The sequence below is a fragment of the Mesorhizobium sp. M0478 genome (assembly GCF_040321305.1).
In the GTDB taxonomy this organism is placed as follows: Bacteria; Pseudomonadota; Alphaproteobacteria; order Rhizobiales; family Rhizobiaceae; genus Mesorhizobium.
This window is the reverse complement of the sequence record NZ_JAMYRH010000002.1, coordinates 522,125-538,398: the sequence shown is the minus strand read 5'-3', so window position 1 is coordinate 538,398 and position 16,274 is coordinate 522,125. Positions and strand designations below refer to the sequence as shown.

General features: G+C 62.5%; 21 protein-coding genes. 15 read left to right on the top strand and 6 right to left on the bottom strand.

Features of this window, described 5'->3' with window-relative positions; translation table 11 throughout:
- Positions 1–223 precede the first annotated feature (223 nt).
- Positions 224–436, top strand: a complete 213-nt coding sequence (locus tag NKI64_RS07030) for a cold-shock protein (RefSeq protein ID WP_023672019.1) — start codon at positions 224–226, stop codon at positions 434–436.
- Between the two features lie 192 nt (positions 437–628).
- On the top strand, positions 629–1,054 hold the full coding sequence (locus NKI64_RS07025) for a BA14K family protein (RefSeq protein WP_023737823.1): 426 nt from the start codon (positions 629–631) through the stop codon (positions 1,052–1,054).
- A 66-nt stretch (positions 1,055–1,120) separates the two neighbouring features.
- Here NKI64_RS07025 and NKI64_RS07020 read toward each other — a convergent pair whose 3' ends face one another.
- The 3 genes from NKI64_RS07020 to NKI64_RS07010 form a co-directional block, all read right to left on the bottom strand.
- Positions 1,121–1,759, bottom strand: a complete 639-nt coding sequence (locus tag NKI64_RS07020) for an MBL fold metallo-hydrolase (RefSeq protein ID WP_023695789.1) — start codon at positions 1,757–1,759, stop codon at positions 1,121–1,123.
- 230 nt (positions 1,760–1,989) lie between these two features.
- Positions 1,990–2,304 carry a hypothetical protein gene (locus tag NKI64_RS07015; RefSeq protein ID WP_023672022.1) on the bottom strand — a complete coding sequence of 105 codons (315 nt, stop codon included), beginning with the start codon at positions 2,302–2,304 and terminating at the stop codon, positions 1,990–1,992.
- Positions 2,305–2,449: 145 nt separating this feature from the next.
- A complete protein-coding gene (locus tag NKI64_RS07010; protein ID WP_023672023.1) occupies positions 2,450–3,343 on the bottom strand; it encodes a branched-chain amino acid aminotransferase in 894 nt (297 codons plus the stop codon).
- Positions 3,344–3,587: 244 nt separating this feature from the next.
- Between NKI64_RS07010 and NKI64_RS07005 the strand changes: the two genes are divergently transcribed.
- From NKI64_RS07005 to NKI64_RS06990, 4 genes are all read left to right on the top strand, one after another.
- Complete coding sequence (locus NKI64_RS07005) at positions 3,588–4,121, top strand: MarR family winged helix-turn-helix transcriptional regulator (RefSeq protein ID WP_023683723.1); 534 nt, start codon at positions 3,588–3,590, stop codon at positions 4,119–4,121.
- Positions 4,108–4,827 (top strand): response regulator, encoded by a 720-nt coding sequence (locus NKI64_RS07000; protein WP_023672025.1) that lies wholly within the window; start codon positions 4,108–4,110, stop codon positions 4,825–4,827. The genes NKI64_RS07005 and NKI64_RS07000 overlap by 14 nt, the downstream gene beginning before the upstream one ends.
- A gap of 75 nt (positions 4,828–4,902) precedes the next feature.
- Positions 4,903–6,318: an ATP-binding protein gene (locus tag NKI64_RS06995; RefSeq protein ID WP_023672026.1), complete on the top strand. Its 1,416-nt coding sequence runs from the start codon at positions 4,903–4,905 to the stop codon at positions 6,316–6,318.
- 222 nt (positions 6,319–6,540) lie between these two features.
- Positions 6,541–7,563 carry a glycosyltransferase family 4 protein gene (locus NKI64_RS06990; protein WP_023737822.1) on the top strand — a complete coding sequence of 341 codons (1,023 nt, stop codon included), beginning with the start codon at positions 6,541–6,543 and terminating at the stop codon, positions 7,561–7,563.
- Positions 7,564–7,573: 10 nt separating this feature from the next.
- Here the strand turns inward: NKI64_RS06990 and NKI64_RS06985 are convergent, their stop codons facing one another.
- The 3 genes from NKI64_RS06985 to NKI64_RS06975 all read right to left on the bottom strand — a co-directional run bounded on the left by NKI64_RS06985 (position 7,574) and on the right by NKI64_RS06975 (position 9,059).
- Positions 7,574–7,933: a tRNA-binding protein gene (locus NKI64_RS06985; protein WP_023672028.1), complete on the bottom strand. Its 360-nt coding sequence runs from the start codon at positions 7,931–7,933 to the stop codon at positions 7,574–7,576.
- A 6-nt stretch (positions 7,934–7,939) separates the two neighbouring features.
- Positions 7,940–8,440: a type III secretion system chaperone family protein gene (locus NKI64_RS06980; RefSeq protein ID WP_006202532.1), complete on the bottom strand. Its 501-nt coding sequence runs from the start codon at positions 8,438–8,440 to the stop codon at positions 7,940–7,942.
- Between the two features lie 316 nt (positions 8,441–8,756).
- Positions 8,757–9,059, bottom strand: coding sequence for an accessory factor UbiK family protein (locus tag NKI64_RS06975; protein WP_023711152.1), 303 nt, complete (start codon positions 9,057–9,059; stop codon positions 8,757–8,759).
- Between the two features lie 77 nt (positions 9,060–9,136).
- On the opposite strand from NKI64_RS06975, the gene NKI64_RS06970 reads away from it, so the two are divergent.
- From NKI64_RS06970 to NKI64_RS06930, 9 genes are all read left to right on the top strand, one after another.
- Positions 9,137–9,307 carry a hypothetical protein gene (locus NKI64_RS06970; RefSeq protein WP_352667190.1) on the top strand — a complete coding sequence of 57 codons (171 nt, stop codon included), beginning with the start codon at positions 9,137–9,139 and terminating at the stop codon, positions 9,305–9,307.
- Between the two features lie 149 nt (positions 9,308–9,456).
- Positions 9,457–9,696, top strand: coding sequence for a BrnA antitoxin family protein (locus NKI64_RS06965; RefSeq protein ID WP_023683720.1), 240 nt, complete (start codon positions 9,457–9,459; stop codon positions 9,694–9,696).
- 103 nt (positions 9,697–9,799) lie between these two features.
- Positions 9,800–10,684, top strand: a complete 885-nt coding sequence (gene lgt, locus NKI64_RS06960; RefSeq protein ID WP_023672032.1) for a prolipoprotein diacylglyceryl transferase — start codon at positions 9,800–9,802, stop codon at positions 10,682–10,684.
- Positions 10,681–11,745: a class I SAM-dependent methyltransferase gene (locus NKI64_RS06955; RefSeq protein ID WP_352521345.1), complete on the top strand. Its 1,065-nt coding sequence runs from the start codon at positions 10,681–10,683 to the stop codon at positions 11,743–11,745. Before lgt ends, NKI64_RS06955 begins: the two co-directional genes overlap by 4 nt.
- A 151-nt stretch (positions 11,746–11,896) precedes the next feature.
- The gene (gene pgeF / locus NKI64_RS06950) at positions 11,897–12,691 is read left to right on the top strand and encodes a peptidoglycan editing factor PgeF (RefSeq protein WP_023705898.1); all 795 of its coding nucleotides are present in this window, start codon (positions 11,897–11,899) and stop codon (positions 12,689–12,691) included.
- Entirely contained in the window at positions 12,691–13,842 is a 1,152-nt protein-coding gene (locus NKI64_RS06945; RefSeq protein WP_352667186.1) for a M24 family metallopeptidase, read from the top strand. Before pgeF ends, NKI64_RS06945 begins: the two co-directional genes overlap by 1 nt.
- Before the next feature lie 55 nt (positions 13,843–13,897).
- Positions 13,898–14,494, top strand: a complete 597-nt coding sequence (locus NKI64_RS06940) for a hypothetical protein (protein WP_352667183.1) — start codon at positions 13,898–13,900, stop codon at positions 14,492–14,494.
- 141 nt (positions 14,495–14,635) lie between these two features.
- The gene (locus NKI64_RS06935; RefSeq protein ID WP_023686119.1) at positions 14,636–15,571 is read left to right on the top strand and encodes a ribose-phosphate pyrophosphokinase; all 936 of its coding nucleotides are present in this window, start codon (positions 14,636–14,638) and stop codon (positions 15,569–15,571) included.
- Positions 15,572–15,666: 95 nt separating this feature from the next.
- Positions 15,667–16,182 carry a hypothetical protein gene (locus NKI64_RS06930; RefSeq protein ID WP_023670049.1) on the top strand — a complete coding sequence of 172 codons (516 nt, stop codon included), beginning with the start codon at positions 15,667–15,669 and terminating at the stop codon, positions 16,180–16,182.
- Positions 16,183–16,274: the final 92 nt, after the last annotated feature.

Genomic DNA, 16,274 nt, shown 5'->3' with positions numbered 1-16,274 from the left:
CGCCGGAGGCAAAGGACGCTTTATCGGTCAATGCCGTGGCTGATCGCCGGAGCAATCGTCTGGCGCGAATTGCCTTCGGTGCCACGATCTATTTGAGCAGCCTTCAGCGTTGCCGCCGTCGCCAAAACTTTCTCTTGCCGATAGCGCTAAAATAAAGGACAAATTTCCCTTCGGGCATTTGCCGGCCCGAAACTGGACTTTATGGGATCAAAGGGAGCTTCCCATGCCGCAGACCGGCACCGTCAAATTCTTCAATCATGCCAAAGGCTTCGGCTTCATTACGCCCGACGACGGGCAGAAGGATGTCTTCGTTCATATTTCGGCCGTGCAGGCTTCGGGTCTTTCCGGTCTGGAGGATGGACAAAAAGTGACATTCGACACCGAGCCGGACAAGCGCGGCAAGGGTCCAAAGGCCGTCAACCTGTCGGTCGGCTAAGCCGGCTCAAGACAGTCCGGACGGAGATTGACGAGGCGGAGCGCCTTGCGTACGCGCTTGGTTTTGCCGCAAGAACTGGATCGTATCAGCCAATTCCGTTCAGCCCCCGTTCAGCCACGGTCTTCTATTAATCGTCCCCTAGGCTGGACCGCATCCCCGAAAACTATCCGGGCCGGCACGAAGGAGACCAAAATGAATCGCATTTTCAAGACCGCCATCCTGGGCGCCGCTCTCGCCGCGACCACCCTCGCCACCTTGCCTGCCGCCAATGCCAAGGACTGGAACCACTGGCATCATGGCCATGGTCGTCATCATAATGGCGACGCGCTTGCGGCCGGTGTCGTCGGCCTTGCGGCCGGCGCTCTGATCGCCGGTGCGCTGAGCAACCCGCAGCCGCGCTACAGCAGCTATGATGACGATTACGACTACCGCGAAGTGCGGCCGGCGCCGGTGCGCCGTTACTATGCCGAACCGCGGGTCGTCTATGCCGACCGCTATGCCGAGCCGTGGACCCGCGACTGGTACGAATACTGCTCGGACCGCTACCGGAGCTTCAATGCCCGCAGCGGCACGTTCACCGGCAATGACGGTGAGCAGCATTTCTGCGTCGCGAATTGAGCTTCCCTGTCCCACAAAAAGCGCTGACCGCAAGGCCAGCGCTTTTTTTTTGGCAGAAAGACATCGCTAAGTCAGGAAGGGATTGGTCCGCCTCTCCTCGCCAAAGCGGCCACCCGGGCCGTGGCCGCAGATGAAGCCGATCTCGTCACCGAGCGGCAAAAGCTTGTTCTTAATCGAGGCGATCAGCGCCGCATGGTCGCCGCCCGGCAGGTCGGTGCGCCCGACCGAGCCGCGAAACAGCACGTCGCCGACATGAGCGAACTTCGCCGCGCGATTGTAGTATACGACATGGCCGGGCGCATGGCCGGGGCAGTGCAGCACCTCGAACATATGTGAGCCGAACGAAACCGTCTCGCCCTCTGCGAGAAACCGGTCGGGCACGCAGTTGCGCGCCCCGGCAATGCCGTAGCGCTGGCCCTGGTTCTCGAGATTGTCGAGCAATAGCTTGTCGGCTTCGTGCGGGCCGATGATCTCGATGCCGAGTGCTTCCTTCAGCTCCATGGCGCCGCCGGCGTGATCGATGTGGCCATGGGTGATCCAGATCGCAGCGGCGGTGATCGCATTGTCCTTCAGCACCGCCAGCACCTTGTCGATGTCGCCGCCCGGATCGACGACGACGCCATGCTTGTCATCCATGTCGAACAGGATGGTGCAGTTCTGCTGGAAAGGCGTGACCGGCACGATGCCGGCATTGAGCTGACCCATGATTGTCCTTTCGCTGTTCCAGCGTGATGTAGAGGCGCGGGCGAAGGCCGTCCACTGCTGAAAGGCAAACAGTCCGTCCCAAAACAGAAATGGGCGGCCCAACGGCCGCCCATTTGACGAAGCCTGAGTCTCGAGCAATTCCAGGAAAAGTGTAAAGCGGTTTTCCGTCCGGAATTGGGTAAAACAACAAACTAGATCATTCGCCGTGAAACGGTGAATGATCTAGAGGCTTACTTCTTCATCGCGCCCATGACCGCACCGATGATGCCGGTCAGGATGGCGCCGCCGCCGGCGCCGCCGAGCAGGTTTTTGAGGTTCAGCGTATCGCCCAATCCGCCCGCTGCCGTTGCAGCCGCTGCCGGGTCGGCCGTGCCGCCGAGCAGGCTGCCGAGGATCGCCGCCCCGCCAACGCCGCCAACCGCGCCGCCGAGGATTTTGGTCAACTGGCCCATCGCCGCATTCTTCAGCGCAACGCCGACCGCCTGACCACCGACAACACCTGCAATTACCTGTACAACGAGCGCAATGAGCGTATTCGTATCCATGTACCTAGTCCCTCCATAGCTGCCAGCCTCCCGGGCCGACACCATCATGAGACGCTGAATTGTACGAAAGTCAAATGCACAGATGCTGAAATAAAGGGGCCGGCCTCAAAACCGCCCCTGCTTGCGAAAAAAGCTGTGACTTTCGTTATTCTGCGGCTATCGCATGCTTAGGTTGCACCGCAGCAGAATAGTCGTTCATCAAAGTCTTGGCGATCTCGCCGACCTCGAATCGGTACGGACCGATCTCGGAGACCGGCGTCACTTCCGCTGCCGTTCCGGTGAGGAAGCACTGTTCGAAGCCTTCGAGTTCCTCAGGCATGATGGCGCGCTCGACGACTTCAAGGCCGCGGTCCTTGGCGAGGCCGATGACGGTGCGGCGGGTGATGCCGTCGAGGAAGCAATCGGGCTTCGGCGTGTGGATCTTGCCATCCTTGACGAAGAAGATGTTGGCGCCCGTTGCTTCGGCGACCTGGCCGCGCCAGTCGAGCATCATGGCATCGGCATAGCCCTTGGCCTCGGCGGCATGCTTGGACATGGTGCAGATCATGTAGAGGCCGGCGGCTTTCGACTTCGACGGCGCGGTGCGCGGATCGGGCCGGCGCCATTCCGCCAGATCGAGACGGATGCCCTTGAGCTTCTGCGCCGGGTCGAAATAGCTCGGCCATTGCCAGATGGCGATGGCGCAGTTGATGCGGCTGTTCTGCGCCGACACCCCCATCTGTTCGCTGCCGCGCCAGGCGATCGGCCTGACATAGGCGTCCTGGAAACCCTGCTTCTTCAGAAGCGTGGTCGAGGCGTCATTGAGCTCGGCCACGGAATAGGGAATATTGAAGCCGAGCAGGCGCGCCGATTCATGCAGACGCTCGGTGTGCTCGTTGAGCTTGAAGATGGCGCCGCCATAGGCGCGCTCGCCCTCGAAGACGGCGCTGGCATAGTGCAGGCCGTGGGTCAGCACGTGGATCTTGGCATCGGCCCATTTGACGAACTCGCCGTTGATCCAGATGAAGCCGTCCAGTTGGTCGAAGGGAACGGATGCCATGGAAACCTCCCGCGGGCGGCGACCCGCACATCATTAGTGTTGTTCTTGTTGCGCGACAGCCGCGTCGGGCGGCCCTTGAAGCGTAAGCGGAGAATCGAACTCTGGCAAACTCAGGAAGTTCCGGAAAAACCGCACTCCCTTGCCTTTTCGTTCGCATTCAGCCGAAAAGCTTGTCAAAAATTACCATTGCGGGGAAATTACGTCAATAGTACTGACATAATTTCCCTCTATGGACGGAGAAATGATGACGGATCGAAGCCCAGCTGCCGGAAAACCGATCAAGACGCCGATCACCGACGAGGACGGCATCGACTTCGCCATCATCGAACTGTTCTTCTTTGCGTATCGCGATTTCACTTCCGATCCGGACCAGATCCTGGCCGATTACGGCTTTGGCCGCGCCCATCACCGGGTGCTGCATTTCGTCAACCGCCGGCCGGGACTGACGGTCGCTGAACTGCTCGACGTGCTCAAGATCACCAAGCAGAGCCTGGCGCGGGTGCTCAAGCAGTTGATCGACACCGACCATATCGTGCAATTGCAGGGTCCGCGCGACCGCCGCCAGCGGGAGCTCTATCCGACAGCCAAGGGGCGCGCCCTGGCGCTGGCCCTGGCGCGGCCACAGTCACGCCGCATCCGTGCTGCATTGGAAGATTCCGGAGCCAGCGAGCGTCCCTTGATCGAACGATTCCTGGAAGCCATGGTCAATCCGGAACTAAGGGCGCAGATCGACATTGTGCCTGCAAACATGTCAGGGAAAAGCCATGGAGACCATTGAGAGGGTGGACCAGCCGACGGCGCCGGACGATGACGCGCCGCATCTGCTTGTGGTCGACGACGACACCCGCATTCGCAATTTGCTCAAGCAGTATCTGACCGAAAATGGTTTTCGCGTCACAGTCGCCGGAAATGCCGGCGAGGCCAGGCGAAAGCTTGCAGGACTCGACTTCGACCTCCTTGTCCTCGACGTCATGATGCCCGGAGAGACCGGCGTCGACCTCACCAAGGCGCTGCGGGCGGAGAAGAACGTACCGATCCTGATGCTCACCGCGCTATCGGAAACCGACAGCCGCATCACTGGGCTCGAGGCCGGCGCCGACGACTATCTGCCCAAGCCCTTCGACCCGCGCGAACTGATCCTGCGCATCAATAACATTCTGCGCCGCGGCGGCCCGGCGACGACGCCCAAGGTCGAGCAGCTGGTCTTCGGCCCCTACACCTTCCAGATCGCCAGGCGCGAGCTGAAGCGGGGCGGCGAGGCGCTGAAGCTGACCGACCGCGAGCAGGAGATCTTGGCGATCTTTGCCGCGCGGGCCGGCGAAACGATCCCGCGTCACGAGCTTGTCGGCGACGATTCGGAAGTCGGCGAGCGCACCATCGACGTCCAGATCAACCGCCTGCGCCGCAAGATCGAGCGCGATCCGTCCAATCCGGTCTGGCTGCAGACGGTGCGCGGTATTGGGTATCGGCTCAGCGTGGAATAGAATGCCGCTGACGGCCGCCCTTGGCCATAGATGTGTGGCCATCGACCAGCGGCCATCGACCCAGCGAAAGGACAAATGGCGACCACGCAACTGGAACGGCCGGAACAGGGCGGCTTTGGCGCGCGCGTATCACGCGCGCTGAAAGCAATGCCGCGTGCCTGGAAGCGGTTCTGGCGGCTGGTTGCGTTCTATATGCCCAAGCGGCTTTATGCCCGCTCGCTGATCATCGTCATCGCGCCGATGATCCTTCTGCAGTCGGTCGTCGCCTTCGACTTCATGGAACGCCACTGGGCAACCGTGACGCAGCGCCTGTCGCAGGCCACCGTGCGCGACATCGCCGCGATCATCGACATGATCGAGACCTATCCGCACGATGGCGACTACGCGAACATCATCCGCATCGCCCAGGACCGCATGCAGTTGAAGGTCGACCTCTTGCCGCCCGACCCGTTGCCGGCGCCTGGACCCAAGCCCTTCTTCTCGATCCTTGACGACGTCCTTTCCACCGAGATCACCCGCCAGATCAACCGCCCGTTCTGGATCGACACGGTCGGCAATTCCAACATCGTCGAGGTCCGCATCCAGCTCGAGGGCAAGGTGCTGCGCGTCTTCGTGCGCCGCAGCCAGGCCTATGCCTCCAACACCCACATCTTCCTGATCTGGATGGTCGGGACGTCACTGGTGCTGCTGACGATTGCCATCCCCTTCCTTCGCAACCAGATCCGGCCGATCCTGTCTCTGGCCGAGGCCGCCGAAAGCTTCGGCAAGGGCCGGCCGATGCCGCGCGATTTCCGCCCACGCGGCGCCGAGGAGGTTCGCCGGGCCGGCTTTGCCTTCATCCAGATGCGCGAGCGCATCGAACGCCAGCTGGAACAGCGCACCGCCATGCTGACCGGCGTCAGCCACGATCTCAGAACCATCCTCACCCGCTTCAAGCTGCAGCTGGCGCTGGCCGGCGGCAAGCCCGAGACCAAGGCCGCGCTCAACCAGGACATCGACGACATGCAGTCGATGCTGGAAGGCTATATCGCTTTTGCCCGCGGCGAAGCGTCGGAAGATGCCGGCCATTTCGATCTCGAGGCCTATTTCCAAAAGCTCGGCGAGGAGGCGTCGCTGCACAAGCGCAAGCTATCGACCGTGCTTGCCGGTGATCCGGACGTGCATGTGCGCCCGCACGCTTTCGCCCGGCTGTTGTCCAATGTCGCCGGCAATGCCTTGCGCTATGCCAAGACGGTGGAGATCAGCGCCGATCACGGCCGCGGCTCACTCGTCGTCACCATCGACGATGACGGTCCGGGCATCCCGCCGGAAAAGCGCGAGGACGTGTTCAAACCGTTCGTGCGGCTCGACGAGGCGCGCAACCTCGACGCCAGCGGCACCGGCCTTGGTCTCTCTATCGCCCGCGATATTGCCCGCAGCCATGGCGGCGACATCATGCTGGAAGACAGCCCGCTCGGCGGCCTGCGGGCGGTGATCAAGGTGCCCGCCTGACCAAAGCATGATCTGGAAGTCGGGCTCGGCCAAAAACCACCTTCATCCGCGCGTCATGAAACCATGGTCAAGAGCGCGCATGAAGCGCGCGACCTCAGTTGATTCGGCTCAGCCGCCTTACTTCGACCTCGTGCCTGCCCGGGTGCGGTGGAGCGAAGCGAGGGCAGCCGGGCCGTACCGCTATCGCATCAAGGCAACCGTCGACCCGAGCAAAGGACCGCCATGCGCATCCTGATGGTCACCGACGCCTGGCGGCCGCAAGTCAACGGCGTCGTCCACACGCTGGAGCGGCTCACCGAAACGCTGAAAACCTTCGACGTTGCGGTCGACTTCCTGACCCCGAACATCTTTCGCACCTTGCCGTTGCCGACCTACCCCGACATCAGGCTGGCGCTGACCACGCCCGGCCATGTCGCGCGGCTGATCGAGGCTCGCAAGGCCGACCATATCCATATCGTCACCGAAGGCCCGCTCGGCATCATGGCGCGGCGCTATTGCCGCAATGCCGGCCGTCCCTTCACCACCAGCTATCACACCCGCTTTCCCGAATATCTCAGCGCCCGCCTGCCGGTGCCGGAGAGCTGGGCCTATCGCTGGCTGCGTGATTTCCACAATTCCGGACAAGGCACGCTGGTCGCCACCCAGTCGCTGGCGGAGGACCTTGCGTCGCGAGGCTTCACCAAGCTCAGGCCGTGGACGCGGGGCGTCGACACCGATCACTTCCGCCCCGACAAGAAGAAGGACCTCGGCTTCCCTGGCCCGGTATTCCTGTGCGTCGGCCGCGTCGCCATCGAGAAGAACCTGAGCGCCTTCCTCGATCTCGACCTGCCCGGCAGCAAGGTGATCGTCGGCGAAGGACCGGAACTGGCCAGGCTCAGGGCGAAGTACCCGCAGGCGCATTTCCTCGGCCATCGCCCGAACGATGAGCTGGCCGAGATCTACGCCTCGGCTGATGTTTTCGTCTTCCCCAGCCGCACCGACACGTTCGGCAACGTCATCATCGAGGCGCTGGCCAGCGGCACGCCGGTGGCCGCCTATCCGGTCACCGGACCGATCGACATTGTCGGCGACGGCATCGGCGGCTCGGTGTCGACCGATCTGCGCGAGGCCTCGCTCGCCGCGCTCAATGTCGACCGCGCCGAGGCGCGCGAACGCGCCATGCGCTACAGTTGGAAAGCCTGCGCCGAAATGTTCATGGACACGGTCGAAGAGGCGCTGAGCACAAGGCGCAAGCTGGCCGCCTGACGCAATCTTCCTAAAACAACCTGCCGCCGTCCGGCACCTTGCGCTCGATGGCGCCAAGGACCACGGCGCCTTCCTCATCAGGGAAGCCGAGCGTGAGCACTTCCGACATGAACGGACCGATCTGGCGCGGCGGGAAATTCACCACCGCAAACACCTGCCGTCCCACCAGCGTTTCCGGCGCATAGTATTTCGTGATCTGTGCCGAGGATTTCTTCACGCCGATCTCAGGGCCGAAATCGATCTTCAGCTTGAACGCGGGTTTGCGCGCCTCGGGGAAAGGCTCGGCCTCGACGATCGTGCCGGCACGGATGTCGACACGATCAAAATCGGCAAAGCTGATCTCGGGCTTGCGCGCGCTGCTCGAACTCATGGAAGCTCAAGCGTTACCATAGGTCTCGAACAGGACGCCGGCCAGCGCATCCTTGGCCGAGGTTCCCGACCAGACAACGAACTGGAAGGCCTGGAAATAGCACTCGCAGGCTTCAAGCGCCGACGACAAAAGCACCTCGACCTGCTGGCTCGACGGTTCGACCCCGCCGGCGAGCAGCAGCGACTGGCGAAACATGATCGCGCCCTCCTGCTCCCAGAGATCGAAATGGCCAAACAGCATCTGCTCGTTGATCAGCGACAAAAGCCGCATCACTTCCAGCGCGCGGGCTTCCGGCACCTTGATGTCGAAAGCACAGGCCAGATGCAGCGCCTCGAAGTCCTCCATCCACGAGAAGGAGACGTGATAATCGGTCCAGCTGCCGGCAACCGAGATCGAGATTTCGTCATCGCCGGCCCGTTCGAAGGACCAGTCATTGTTATGGGCGACCTGCTCGATGACATCCACCGGATGGATTTCGCGGGAGAATTCGAGTTCGAGAAGTTCCATGGAATGCTTCCTGTGTTCAGGGGAGCGCCACACGCTCCGCGGGGCACACACGACGAACAATCTTGTCTTGAACTCGGACGGCCAGGACTTCACGACACAAAGACCCCGGACCGGACCCCACCGCCCGGCCGCATGACCCTGCTCCGAATCATGCAACAAATTCAGTCTATTGATCGGGAGTCGCGTGAACAGCCTAATTTTTCGCACTGCGTCATCAGCATGTGGAAAGGCGCTGTCACAAAGATTCATGCATTGCCGGTAAACGATTCACGGCAAAGCATTTTTTCGGATTGTGCTTTGTGGAAAAGTTCAAATTTTATTTTTTTGCTTTGGGCTTTGCCGCAGCCGCAGGTGCGGCCTGTCCGGTCAATTCGGCAAGCCTGGCCTCGAGCGCGTCGATGCGGGCGGCCAGCCTGGTGTTTTCTTCGCGGGCCTTGGCAGCCATGTCGCGGGCAGCCTCGAACTCCTCGCGCTGCACCACATCCATGGTGTTGAGGATGCGCTCGGCCTGCCCCTTGAAGGCAGTCTCCACCTCGCGGCGCACGCCTTGTGCGGCACCCGCGGCATCGGTCATCAGCTTGGCGAATTCATCGAGAATGCGGTTCGGTCCGGTCGACATGGCAAATCCTCGCTTGCTGGAATTGACGTAGTGGCACTGCCTGCGGAATGCAAGAACGTTGAAGCTGGTGCGGCTTCATGTCGGACGCGATTTGGCTCACGGTCCGGCCGACAGATTGCTATTATCGCAAATGGATTCTTGGAACGACGGTTGCCGTGACGGACAGTGCGGACTTGGAGAAGCGCTTTGCAGCACTCGATGCAGCACTCGCAAAGGGCATTTCGGATGCCGGTGCGGGCCGGGTCTAGCCTGGCGACGAGGTGCTGGACAGGCTTGAAGCCAAATACAGGGCAATGGCAGAGAGAACCAAGTGAAGTTACTGGTCTTCACAGACCAGCGGCCTAGTTTTCCTCACGACTTGCTCCAGGCAAGAGTCACTCTCATTCAGGATCAACCAATGGCAACGCCCCCGCGCCGACCGACCAATCCGATGGAAGCCGCTGAAGCGGCCTTCAAGCCGGTCAAGAAACCCGCGCCTCCCATTCGCGAACCCTCCGCCGCACCAAACGTTCGCGAGCTTGTCTCGATCAGGATCGATCGCGCCGTGCTCGACCATTTCCAGGAAGATGGCCCCGGCTGGCAAGACAGGATCAACGATGCGCTCAGGCAATTGGTCGCCGGCAAGCCGCAGGGTTGAGCCCATTATCTCTGACGATCAGGCTACCGTCACCTTGCCTTGACCCCGCCAAAGCCCTGCCGCATGGTCCGCGCCCTAACGCGAGCCCTCCCAGGAGATCCTGTTGAACGACTATTTCCCGCTGCCGATGGCGTCGCTGTCCTTCCCCAACATCGACCCGATCCTGGTTCAGATCGGCCCGCTGGCTGTGCACTGGTACGGCATCGGCTATATCGTCGGCATCCTGTTCGCCTGGTGGTACGCCAAGCGGCTCGTCACCAACACAAGGCTGTGGCCTGATGGCGTCTTGCCGATGAAGCCGATCGACCTCGACGATTTCATCGTCTGGGCTGCCGTCGGCGTCGTGCTTGGCGGACGCACCGGCTATGTGCTTTTCTACGATTTAAAGCGCTATATCGACCACCCGCTCGACATCTTCGCCGTTTGGCAGGGCGGCATGTCGTTCCATGGCGGCCTGCTTGGCGTCATCCTCGCCATGACGCTGTTTTCCCTCAAGCGCGGCATCCGCACCTGGACGCTGTTCGACGTGGTGGCAGCCGGCGTGCCGGTCGGGCTCGGCCTCGTCCGCATCGCGAACTTCGTCAATGCCGAACTCTGGGGTCGCGTGACCGACGTGTCGTGGGGCGTCGTCTTCTGCAACGAGCGTCTCCAGCAGACCGTGGCGGGTTGTGTCGCGGGCCTGGAGCCTCGCCATCCGAGCCAGCTCTACGAAGCGCTGCTCGAGGGCGCGGTGCTGTTCCTGGTCCTGCGCTTCCTCACCCATTCGCGGCTGAAGCTGAAGACGCCGCGCTTTGTCGGCGGCGCCTTCATTTGCGGCTACGGCCTGTCACGCATCTTCGTCGAGTTCTTCCGCGAGCCCGACCAGCAGCTCGGCTACCTCCTCGGCGGCTGGCTCACCATGGGCATGGTGCTGTCGCTGCCGATGGTGCTGGCCGGTATCTGGGCGATGGCCACAGCCAAACCGGCGCCGCAACCACAGCCGGCATGACACGGCTGAAGACCCGCATCGTCGACCTGATCGGCGCGCTCGGCCCCCTCCCCGTCAACGAGTACATGGCGCTCTGCCTGTTCGATCCCAGCGACGGCTACTACACCACGCGCGAGCCGTTCGGCGCCGCCGGCGACTTCGTCACCGCACCCGAGATCAGCCAGATGTTCGGCGAACTCGTCGCCGTCTGGCTCTATCAGGCCTGGCTGGCGATCGGCCGACCCCTGCCGGTCACCATCGCGGAGATCGGGCCTGGCCGCGGCACGCTGATGAAGGACATGCTTCGCACCCTGACGCGGCTCGATCCGGCTATCGCCGCCGGAGCATCCTTCGCTCTGGTCGAGACCAGTCCGCGGCTGACTGAAATCCAGAAGCAGACGCTTGCCGAAACTTCGGTTGAGCTCGGCTGGCACGAAACCATCGCCACACTACCGCAGGCGCCGTTGCTGATTGTCGGCAACGAATTGTTCGACGCTGTGCCGATCCGCCAGTTCATCCGCGCCGGCGCCGGCTGGCGCGAACGGGTGATCGGCCTCGATGTCTCAGACGAGTTGAGCTTCTTCGCCGGCGCCGGCTCGGTCGAGGCGATGCTGCTGCCGGAAGACGCCGCCGAGGCGCCACAAGGCTCTATTTTCGAAATAGCACCGGCCCGCGCGGCACTGATGGCGACCATTGCCGAACGCATAGCCGACCACGGCGGCGCCGGGCTGTTCCCTGATTACGGCCATCTCCAGCCCGGTTTCGGCGACACATTGCAGGCCGTGCGCAGGCACGCCCCAGAAGATGTGCTGGCCAATCCCGGCGAAGCCGATCTCACCGCCCATGTCGACTTCGCGGCACTGGCCGCCGTCGTGCGGGCGCATGGCCTCGATGTGGAATTGGCGACGCAGGGCGACTTTCTGCTTGGCATGGGATTGCTTGAGCGAGCTGGCCAGTTGGGCAGCCAGGCAAGCCAAGAGGCACGACAAACCATTGCCGATGCCGTCGAGCGCCTGGCCGGACCCGACGGCATGGGCACGCTGTTCAAAATCCTGAAAATCCTGCCGCATCAGCCAGTCTGACCCTCAGAGATCGTTACAAGCCGTCCCGCCATGTCGCTTGTGGTCGCATGCCTGCTTTTGGCCAATGCAAAGTCGACGCGGCAGCACTGTCGCAATCACTCGGCCGAACTTCGCCTTGACGAAAACGCCGGCGCGGACAACAAACCCATCCATGCTGAATCAGACCAAACCGGATCCTGTTCGCTCGCCGCTGCTGGAAGCGGCCAAGCCACGAGGTATCCGCCATGGCTATTTCACCCGTATCGGCGGCGTCTCCGGCGGCATCTATCAGGGACTTAACATCGGCACCGGGTCGGATGACGATCAGATGCTGGTCGCCGAGAACCGCCGCCGCGTCGCTGCCTGGATGGGTGTGCCGGCCAGCCATCTCCTGACCGCGCATCAGGTCCACTCGCCCGATGTCGTTATTGCCAGGGAACCCTTTCCCGGCCCGCGGCCCAAGGCCGACGCCATCGTCACCGACCGGCCGGGCATCGCCATCGGCGCCTCGACGGCCGATTGCGGCCCGGTGCTGTTCGCCGATGCGCAAGCGCGCATCATTGGCGCTGCACACGCCGGCTGGAAGGGTGCTTTCACCGGTGTGCTTGAAAACACCATTGCCGCGATGGAAAGCCTCGGCGCCCGCCGTGAGCGCATCATTGCGGTTCTCGGTCCTTCGATCGGCCCCGACAATTACGAGGTCGGGCCGGAATTCGTCGCCCGTTTCGTCGAAGCCGATGCCGAAAACATCGGCTATTTCGCGCCTTCGGCCAATCCGGCGCATGCAATGTTCGATCTCAACCTCTATACGGTCGACCGGCTGAAGAAGGCTGGCGTGACCGCCGAGGGGCTTGGCCGCTGCACCTATGCCGAGGAGGATCTCTTCTTTTCCTACCGGCGCGCGACGCATCGCAAGGAACCGGACTACGGTCGGCAGGTTTCGGCAATTGTTTTGGAGAACGGATAATGGCGCTGCATTTCGAACGGTCGGAATTTGACGCCCGGCGTGACCGGTTGATGATCGAGATGACGGAAAAGAAGCTCGATGCTGTACTGCTTTTCGCCCAGGAGAGCATGTACTGGCTAACCGGCTACGACACGTTCGGCTTCTGTTTCTTCCAGTGCCTGGTTGTGAAGGCTGACGGCTCGATGGTGCTGCTCACCCGCTCGGCCGATTTGCGCCAGGCGCGCCACACATCGATCGTCGACAACATCGTGCTGTGGACCGACCGCGACGGCGCCAACCCGGCGGTCGACCTCCGCAACCTGCTCAACGACCTCAATCTCCTCGGCGCCCGCATCGGCGTCGAATACGACACCCATGGCCTGACCGCCTTCAATGGCCGCCGCGTCGACGAGCAGCTGCAGACCTTCGGCCAGATCGCCGACGCCTCCGGTATTGTCGGCCGTCTGCGCCTGTTCAAGAGCCCGGCTGAAATCGCCAAGGCCGAAAAGGCCGCCAACCTTTCCGATGACGCGCTCGAAGCGGCCCTGCCGCTGATCAAGCAGGGCGGCGACGAAGCGCTGATCCTTGCCGCCATGCAGGGCGCGGTGTTTGCCGGCGGCGGCGACTATCCGGCCAATGAATTCATCATCGGCTCGGGCATCGACGCGCTGCTCTGCCGCTACAAGGCCGGGCGCCGCAAGCTGACCAAGAACGATCAGCTGACGCTCGAATGGGCCGGCGTGTTCCATCACTATCACGCGCCGATGATGCGCACCGTGCTGACCGGCAAGGCGTCGAAGCGCCATCAGGAGCTGTTCGACGCCGCCCGCGCGGCTCTTCTGGCGGTCGAGAAGGCGATGACGCCCGGCAACACCTTCGGCGACGTGTTCGACGCGCATGCCCGCACGCTGGAGGCGCACAGCCTGACCAAGCATCGGTTGAACGCCTGCGGCTATTCCGTCGGCGCCCGCTTCACCCCGTCCTGGATGGACATGCCGATGTTCTACCAGGGGAATCCCGAGCCGATCGCGCCCAACATGACATTGTTCGCGCACATGATCATCATGGACTCCGAAACCGAGACGGCGATGACGCTTGGCCGCACCTACCTGACCACCGAATCCCAGCCGAAGCCGCTTTCGCGCCATGATCTCGACTTGATCGTACAGTGAATCCATAATGGTTGGTCCACGCGGGGGCGTTCGCGACTAAGGAGTTTTCGGGCAGATGAGACGATCGCATGTGACGACCGTGTCATTGCTCGCAGCGCTTGTGCTGGCCGCTTGCACCAATGCCAAGGACGTCCTTGAGCCGTCCGCCATCACGCCGCCGGCAGCCTCGGCCCAACCGGCTCAGCCCTTGGCTGCCCCGGGCATCGCGCCCGCCGCCACACCAGCGCCGGCCGTCGGCGCCACGACACCCGCCAATCCCGCGCAGAGCGCCGCCGCTTTGTCGAAGACCCGGCTGCAGATCGCGCCGATCGTCGGCGCCTCGGTGGAAGCGGCAACGCCGCTGACGGCCGAACTGCAGACACGCGCCAAGCAGCGCGGCATCACCCTTGCCGGCAGCGCCGACCAAGCCGCCACCCATGTGCTGAAGGGCTACTTCTCGACGATGACGGAAGCCAAGGACACCACCGTTATCTATGTCTGGGACGTCTATGACCCCGCGGGCAACCGGCTACACCGCATCAATGGCCAGCAGAAGGCGCCCTCGGTCAATGCCGCCGAAGGCTGGCCCGCGGTTGCACCCGCTACCATGCAGGCGATCGCCGACCAGACGATCGACCAGTTCGCGGCCTGGCTCGGCGGCAGCGCCGGCTGATCCGCCTGTTACCGGCTTCCGTTCACTGTTGACGTTTTTGAGATTAGCCGGCGGATTCCCGTCAACGAGGCTTGCAATACCGGCACGGCTCGCTACAAGCCCGATTAAGAGGACCTCCCCATCCTTCGCCAGGAACGGTGCATGAAGCTTTTCGCGGGCAATTCCAACCGGGTGCTGGCCGAAGCGGTCGCCCGCTATCTCAATGTCCCGCTGGGCAAGGCCAGCGTCAGACGCTTCGCCGATCAGGAAATCTTCGTCGAAATCCAGGAAAACGTGCGCGGCGAGGATGTCTTCATCCTGCAGTCGACCTCGTTCCCGACCAACGATCATCTGATGGAACTGCTCATCATGATCGATGCCTTCATGCGCTCCTCGGCCAAGCGCATCACCGCGGTCATCCCATATTTCGGTTACGCCAGGCAGGATCGCCGGGCCTCGGGCCGCACACCGATCTCGGCGAAGCTGGTCGCCAACATGATCACCCGCGCCGGCGTCGACCGCGTCTTGACGCTCGACCTCCATGCCGGCCAGATCCAGGGTTTTTTCGACATTCCGACCGACAATCTGTTCTCGGTGCCGGTGATGGCCCGTGACGTGAAGGCAAAATACAAACAGCTTGCCAATGTCGTCGTCGTCTCGCCCGACATCGGCGGCGTGGTGCGCGCCCGCGCGCTCGCCAAACGCTTCGACGCACAACTGGCCATCGTCGACAAGCGCCGCGAACGTCCCGGTGAATCCGAAGTGATGAACATCATCGGCGCGGTCGCCGGCAAGGATTGCCTGCTGATCGACGACATCGTCGATTCCGGCGGCACGCTGTGCAACGCCGCCGATGCGCTGCTCGCCAACGGCGCTACCAGCGTCACCGCCTATATCACCCACGGCGTGCTGTCGGGCGGTGCGGTCGCCCGGATCAGCGGCTCGAAGCTGCAGGAACTGGTGATCACCGATTCCATCCAGCCGACGCAAGGCGTGCTCGACGCCCCGAATATCCGCGTCATCTCCATCGCCGACCTGATGGGCGAGGCGATTTCGCGCACAGCGACCGAAGAGTCCGTGTCGAGCCTGTTCGATTGATCCATGTTGCCCAAAAGCGTGCCCACGGGCCCTAGCTCGGGGGGTGATCTCGTTTTTGGAATCTGCCCAAACCCGTCGCGGAAGGAGCGCAGCTGATGCGCAATCGAATCAAGGCTGCAGGCATCGCAGGAATGCTTCTCGCAATCGGCATCGCCAGCGCGGCCTATGCGCCGACAATCGCTCCGGTTTCGACCGCGCAGGCGCAAACGGAATATCTTCCCACCGAAAAGGATTTCATCGGCAAATGGAGCATCGCAGGGTCCGCAATCCGGCCACCGCGTGATCTGAAAGAGCCGGCGAAGCCCGACCAGGAAGCGGCTGCGACCGAATTTCAGCAGACTGTGACCGCCTTTTATGGCGCCTTCGACTATCTGGAGATCACGGCGGACGGCCGCTACAATTTTCACCAACCGGGTGACCCGGCATCGGGGCCTTGCGTCTGGTGCGGGACATGGTCGTTCAAGAACGATTCCGTGTGGCTCGAACTGGACACGGCACCCAGGCTTGACATCTACACCGAGGGCGGCGACATGCAGATGACCTACACGGCCGAGCCTGAAGAGACGTCACGATACAAATGGCTTGTTTTCAGCTGGACCAAGGCTGATTGAACTGAGGGGTGAGGCGTTCTCGCGCACGCCAACCGAAGCATCGGTGTCAAGCCCGATCTCCTGAGGCGGGCAGTCAGTCCATGGTTGCATTG

Coding starts and splice junctions, on each gene's coding strand:
- NKI64_RS06965 (WP_023683720.1), top strand. CDS start 9,457: ATGGCAACGCCCCCGCGCCGACCGACCAATCCGATGGAAGCCGCTGAA.
- NKI64_RS07010 (WP_023672023.1), bottom strand. CDS start 3,343: ATGGCATCCGTTCCCTTCGACCAACTGGACGGCTTCATCTGGATCAAC.
- NKI64_RS06930 (WP_023670049.1), top strand. CDS start 15,667: ATGCGCAATCGAATCAAGGCTGCAGGCATCGCAGGAATGCTTCTCGCA.
- NKI64_RS06985 (WP_023672028.1), bottom strand. CDS start 7,933: ATGAGTTCGAGCAGCGCGCGCAAGCCCGAGATCAGCTTTGCCGATTTT.
- NKI64_RS07015 (WP_023672022.1), bottom strand. CDS start 2,304: ATGGATACGAATACGCTCATTGCGCTCGTTGTACAGGTAATTGCAGGT.
- NKI64_RS07030 (WP_023672019.1), top strand. CDS start 224: ATGCCGCAGACCGGCACCGTCAAATTCTTCAATCATGCCAAAGGCTTC.
- NKI64_RS07025 (WP_023737823.1), top strand. CDS start 629: ATGAATCGCATTTTCAAGACCGCCATCCTGGGCGCCGCTCTCGCCGCG.
- NKI64_RS07000 (WP_023672025.1), top strand. CDS start 4,108: ATGGAGACCATTGAGAGGGTGGACCAGCCGACGGCGCCGGACGATGAC.
- NKI64_RS06975 (WP_023711152.1), bottom strand. CDS start 9,059: ATGTCGACCGGACCGAACCGCATTCTCGATGAATTCGCCAAGCTGATG.
- NKI64_RS06940 (WP_352667183.1), top strand. CDS start 13,898: ATGAGACGATCGCATGTGACGACCGTGTCATTGCTCGCAGCGCTTGTG.
- NKI64_RS06970 (WP_352667190.1), top strand. CDS start 9,137: ATGTCGGACGCGATTTGGCTCACGGTCCGGCCGACAGATTGCTATTAT.
- NKI64_RS07020 (WP_023695789.1), bottom strand. CDS start 1,759: ATGGGTCAGCTCAATGCCGGCATCGTGCCGGTCACGCCTTTCCAGCAG.
- NKI64_RS06935 (WP_023686119.1), top strand. CDS start 14,636: ATGAAGCTTTTCGCGGGCAATTCCAACCGGGTGCTGGCCGAAGCGGTC.
- NKI64_RS06995 (WP_023672026.1), top strand. CDS start 4,903: ATGGCGACCACGCAACTGGAACGGCCGGAACAGGGCGGCTTTGGCGCG.
- pgeF (WP_023705898.1), top strand. CDS start 11,897: ATGCTGAATCAGACCAAACCGGATCCTGTTCGCTCGCCGCTGCTGGAA.
- NKI64_RS06955 (WP_352521345.1), top strand. CDS start 10,681: ATGACACGGCTGAAGACCCGCATCGTCGACCTGATCGGCGCGCTCGGC.
- NKI64_RS06945 (WP_352667186.1), top strand. CDS start 12,691: ATGGCGCTGCATTTCGAACGGTCGGAATTTGACGCCCGGCGTGACCGG.
- NKI64_RS06990 (WP_023737822.1), top strand. CDS start 6,541: ATGCGCATCCTGATGGTCACCGACGCCTGGCGGCCGCAAGTCAACGGC.
- NKI64_RS07005 (WP_023683723.1), top strand. CDS start 3,588: ATGACGGATCGAAGCCCAGCTGCCGGAAAACCGATCAAGACGCCGATC.
- NKI64_RS06980 (WP_006202532.1), bottom strand. CDS start 8,440: ATGGAACTTCTCGAACTCGAATTCTCCCGCGAAATCCATCCGGTGGAT.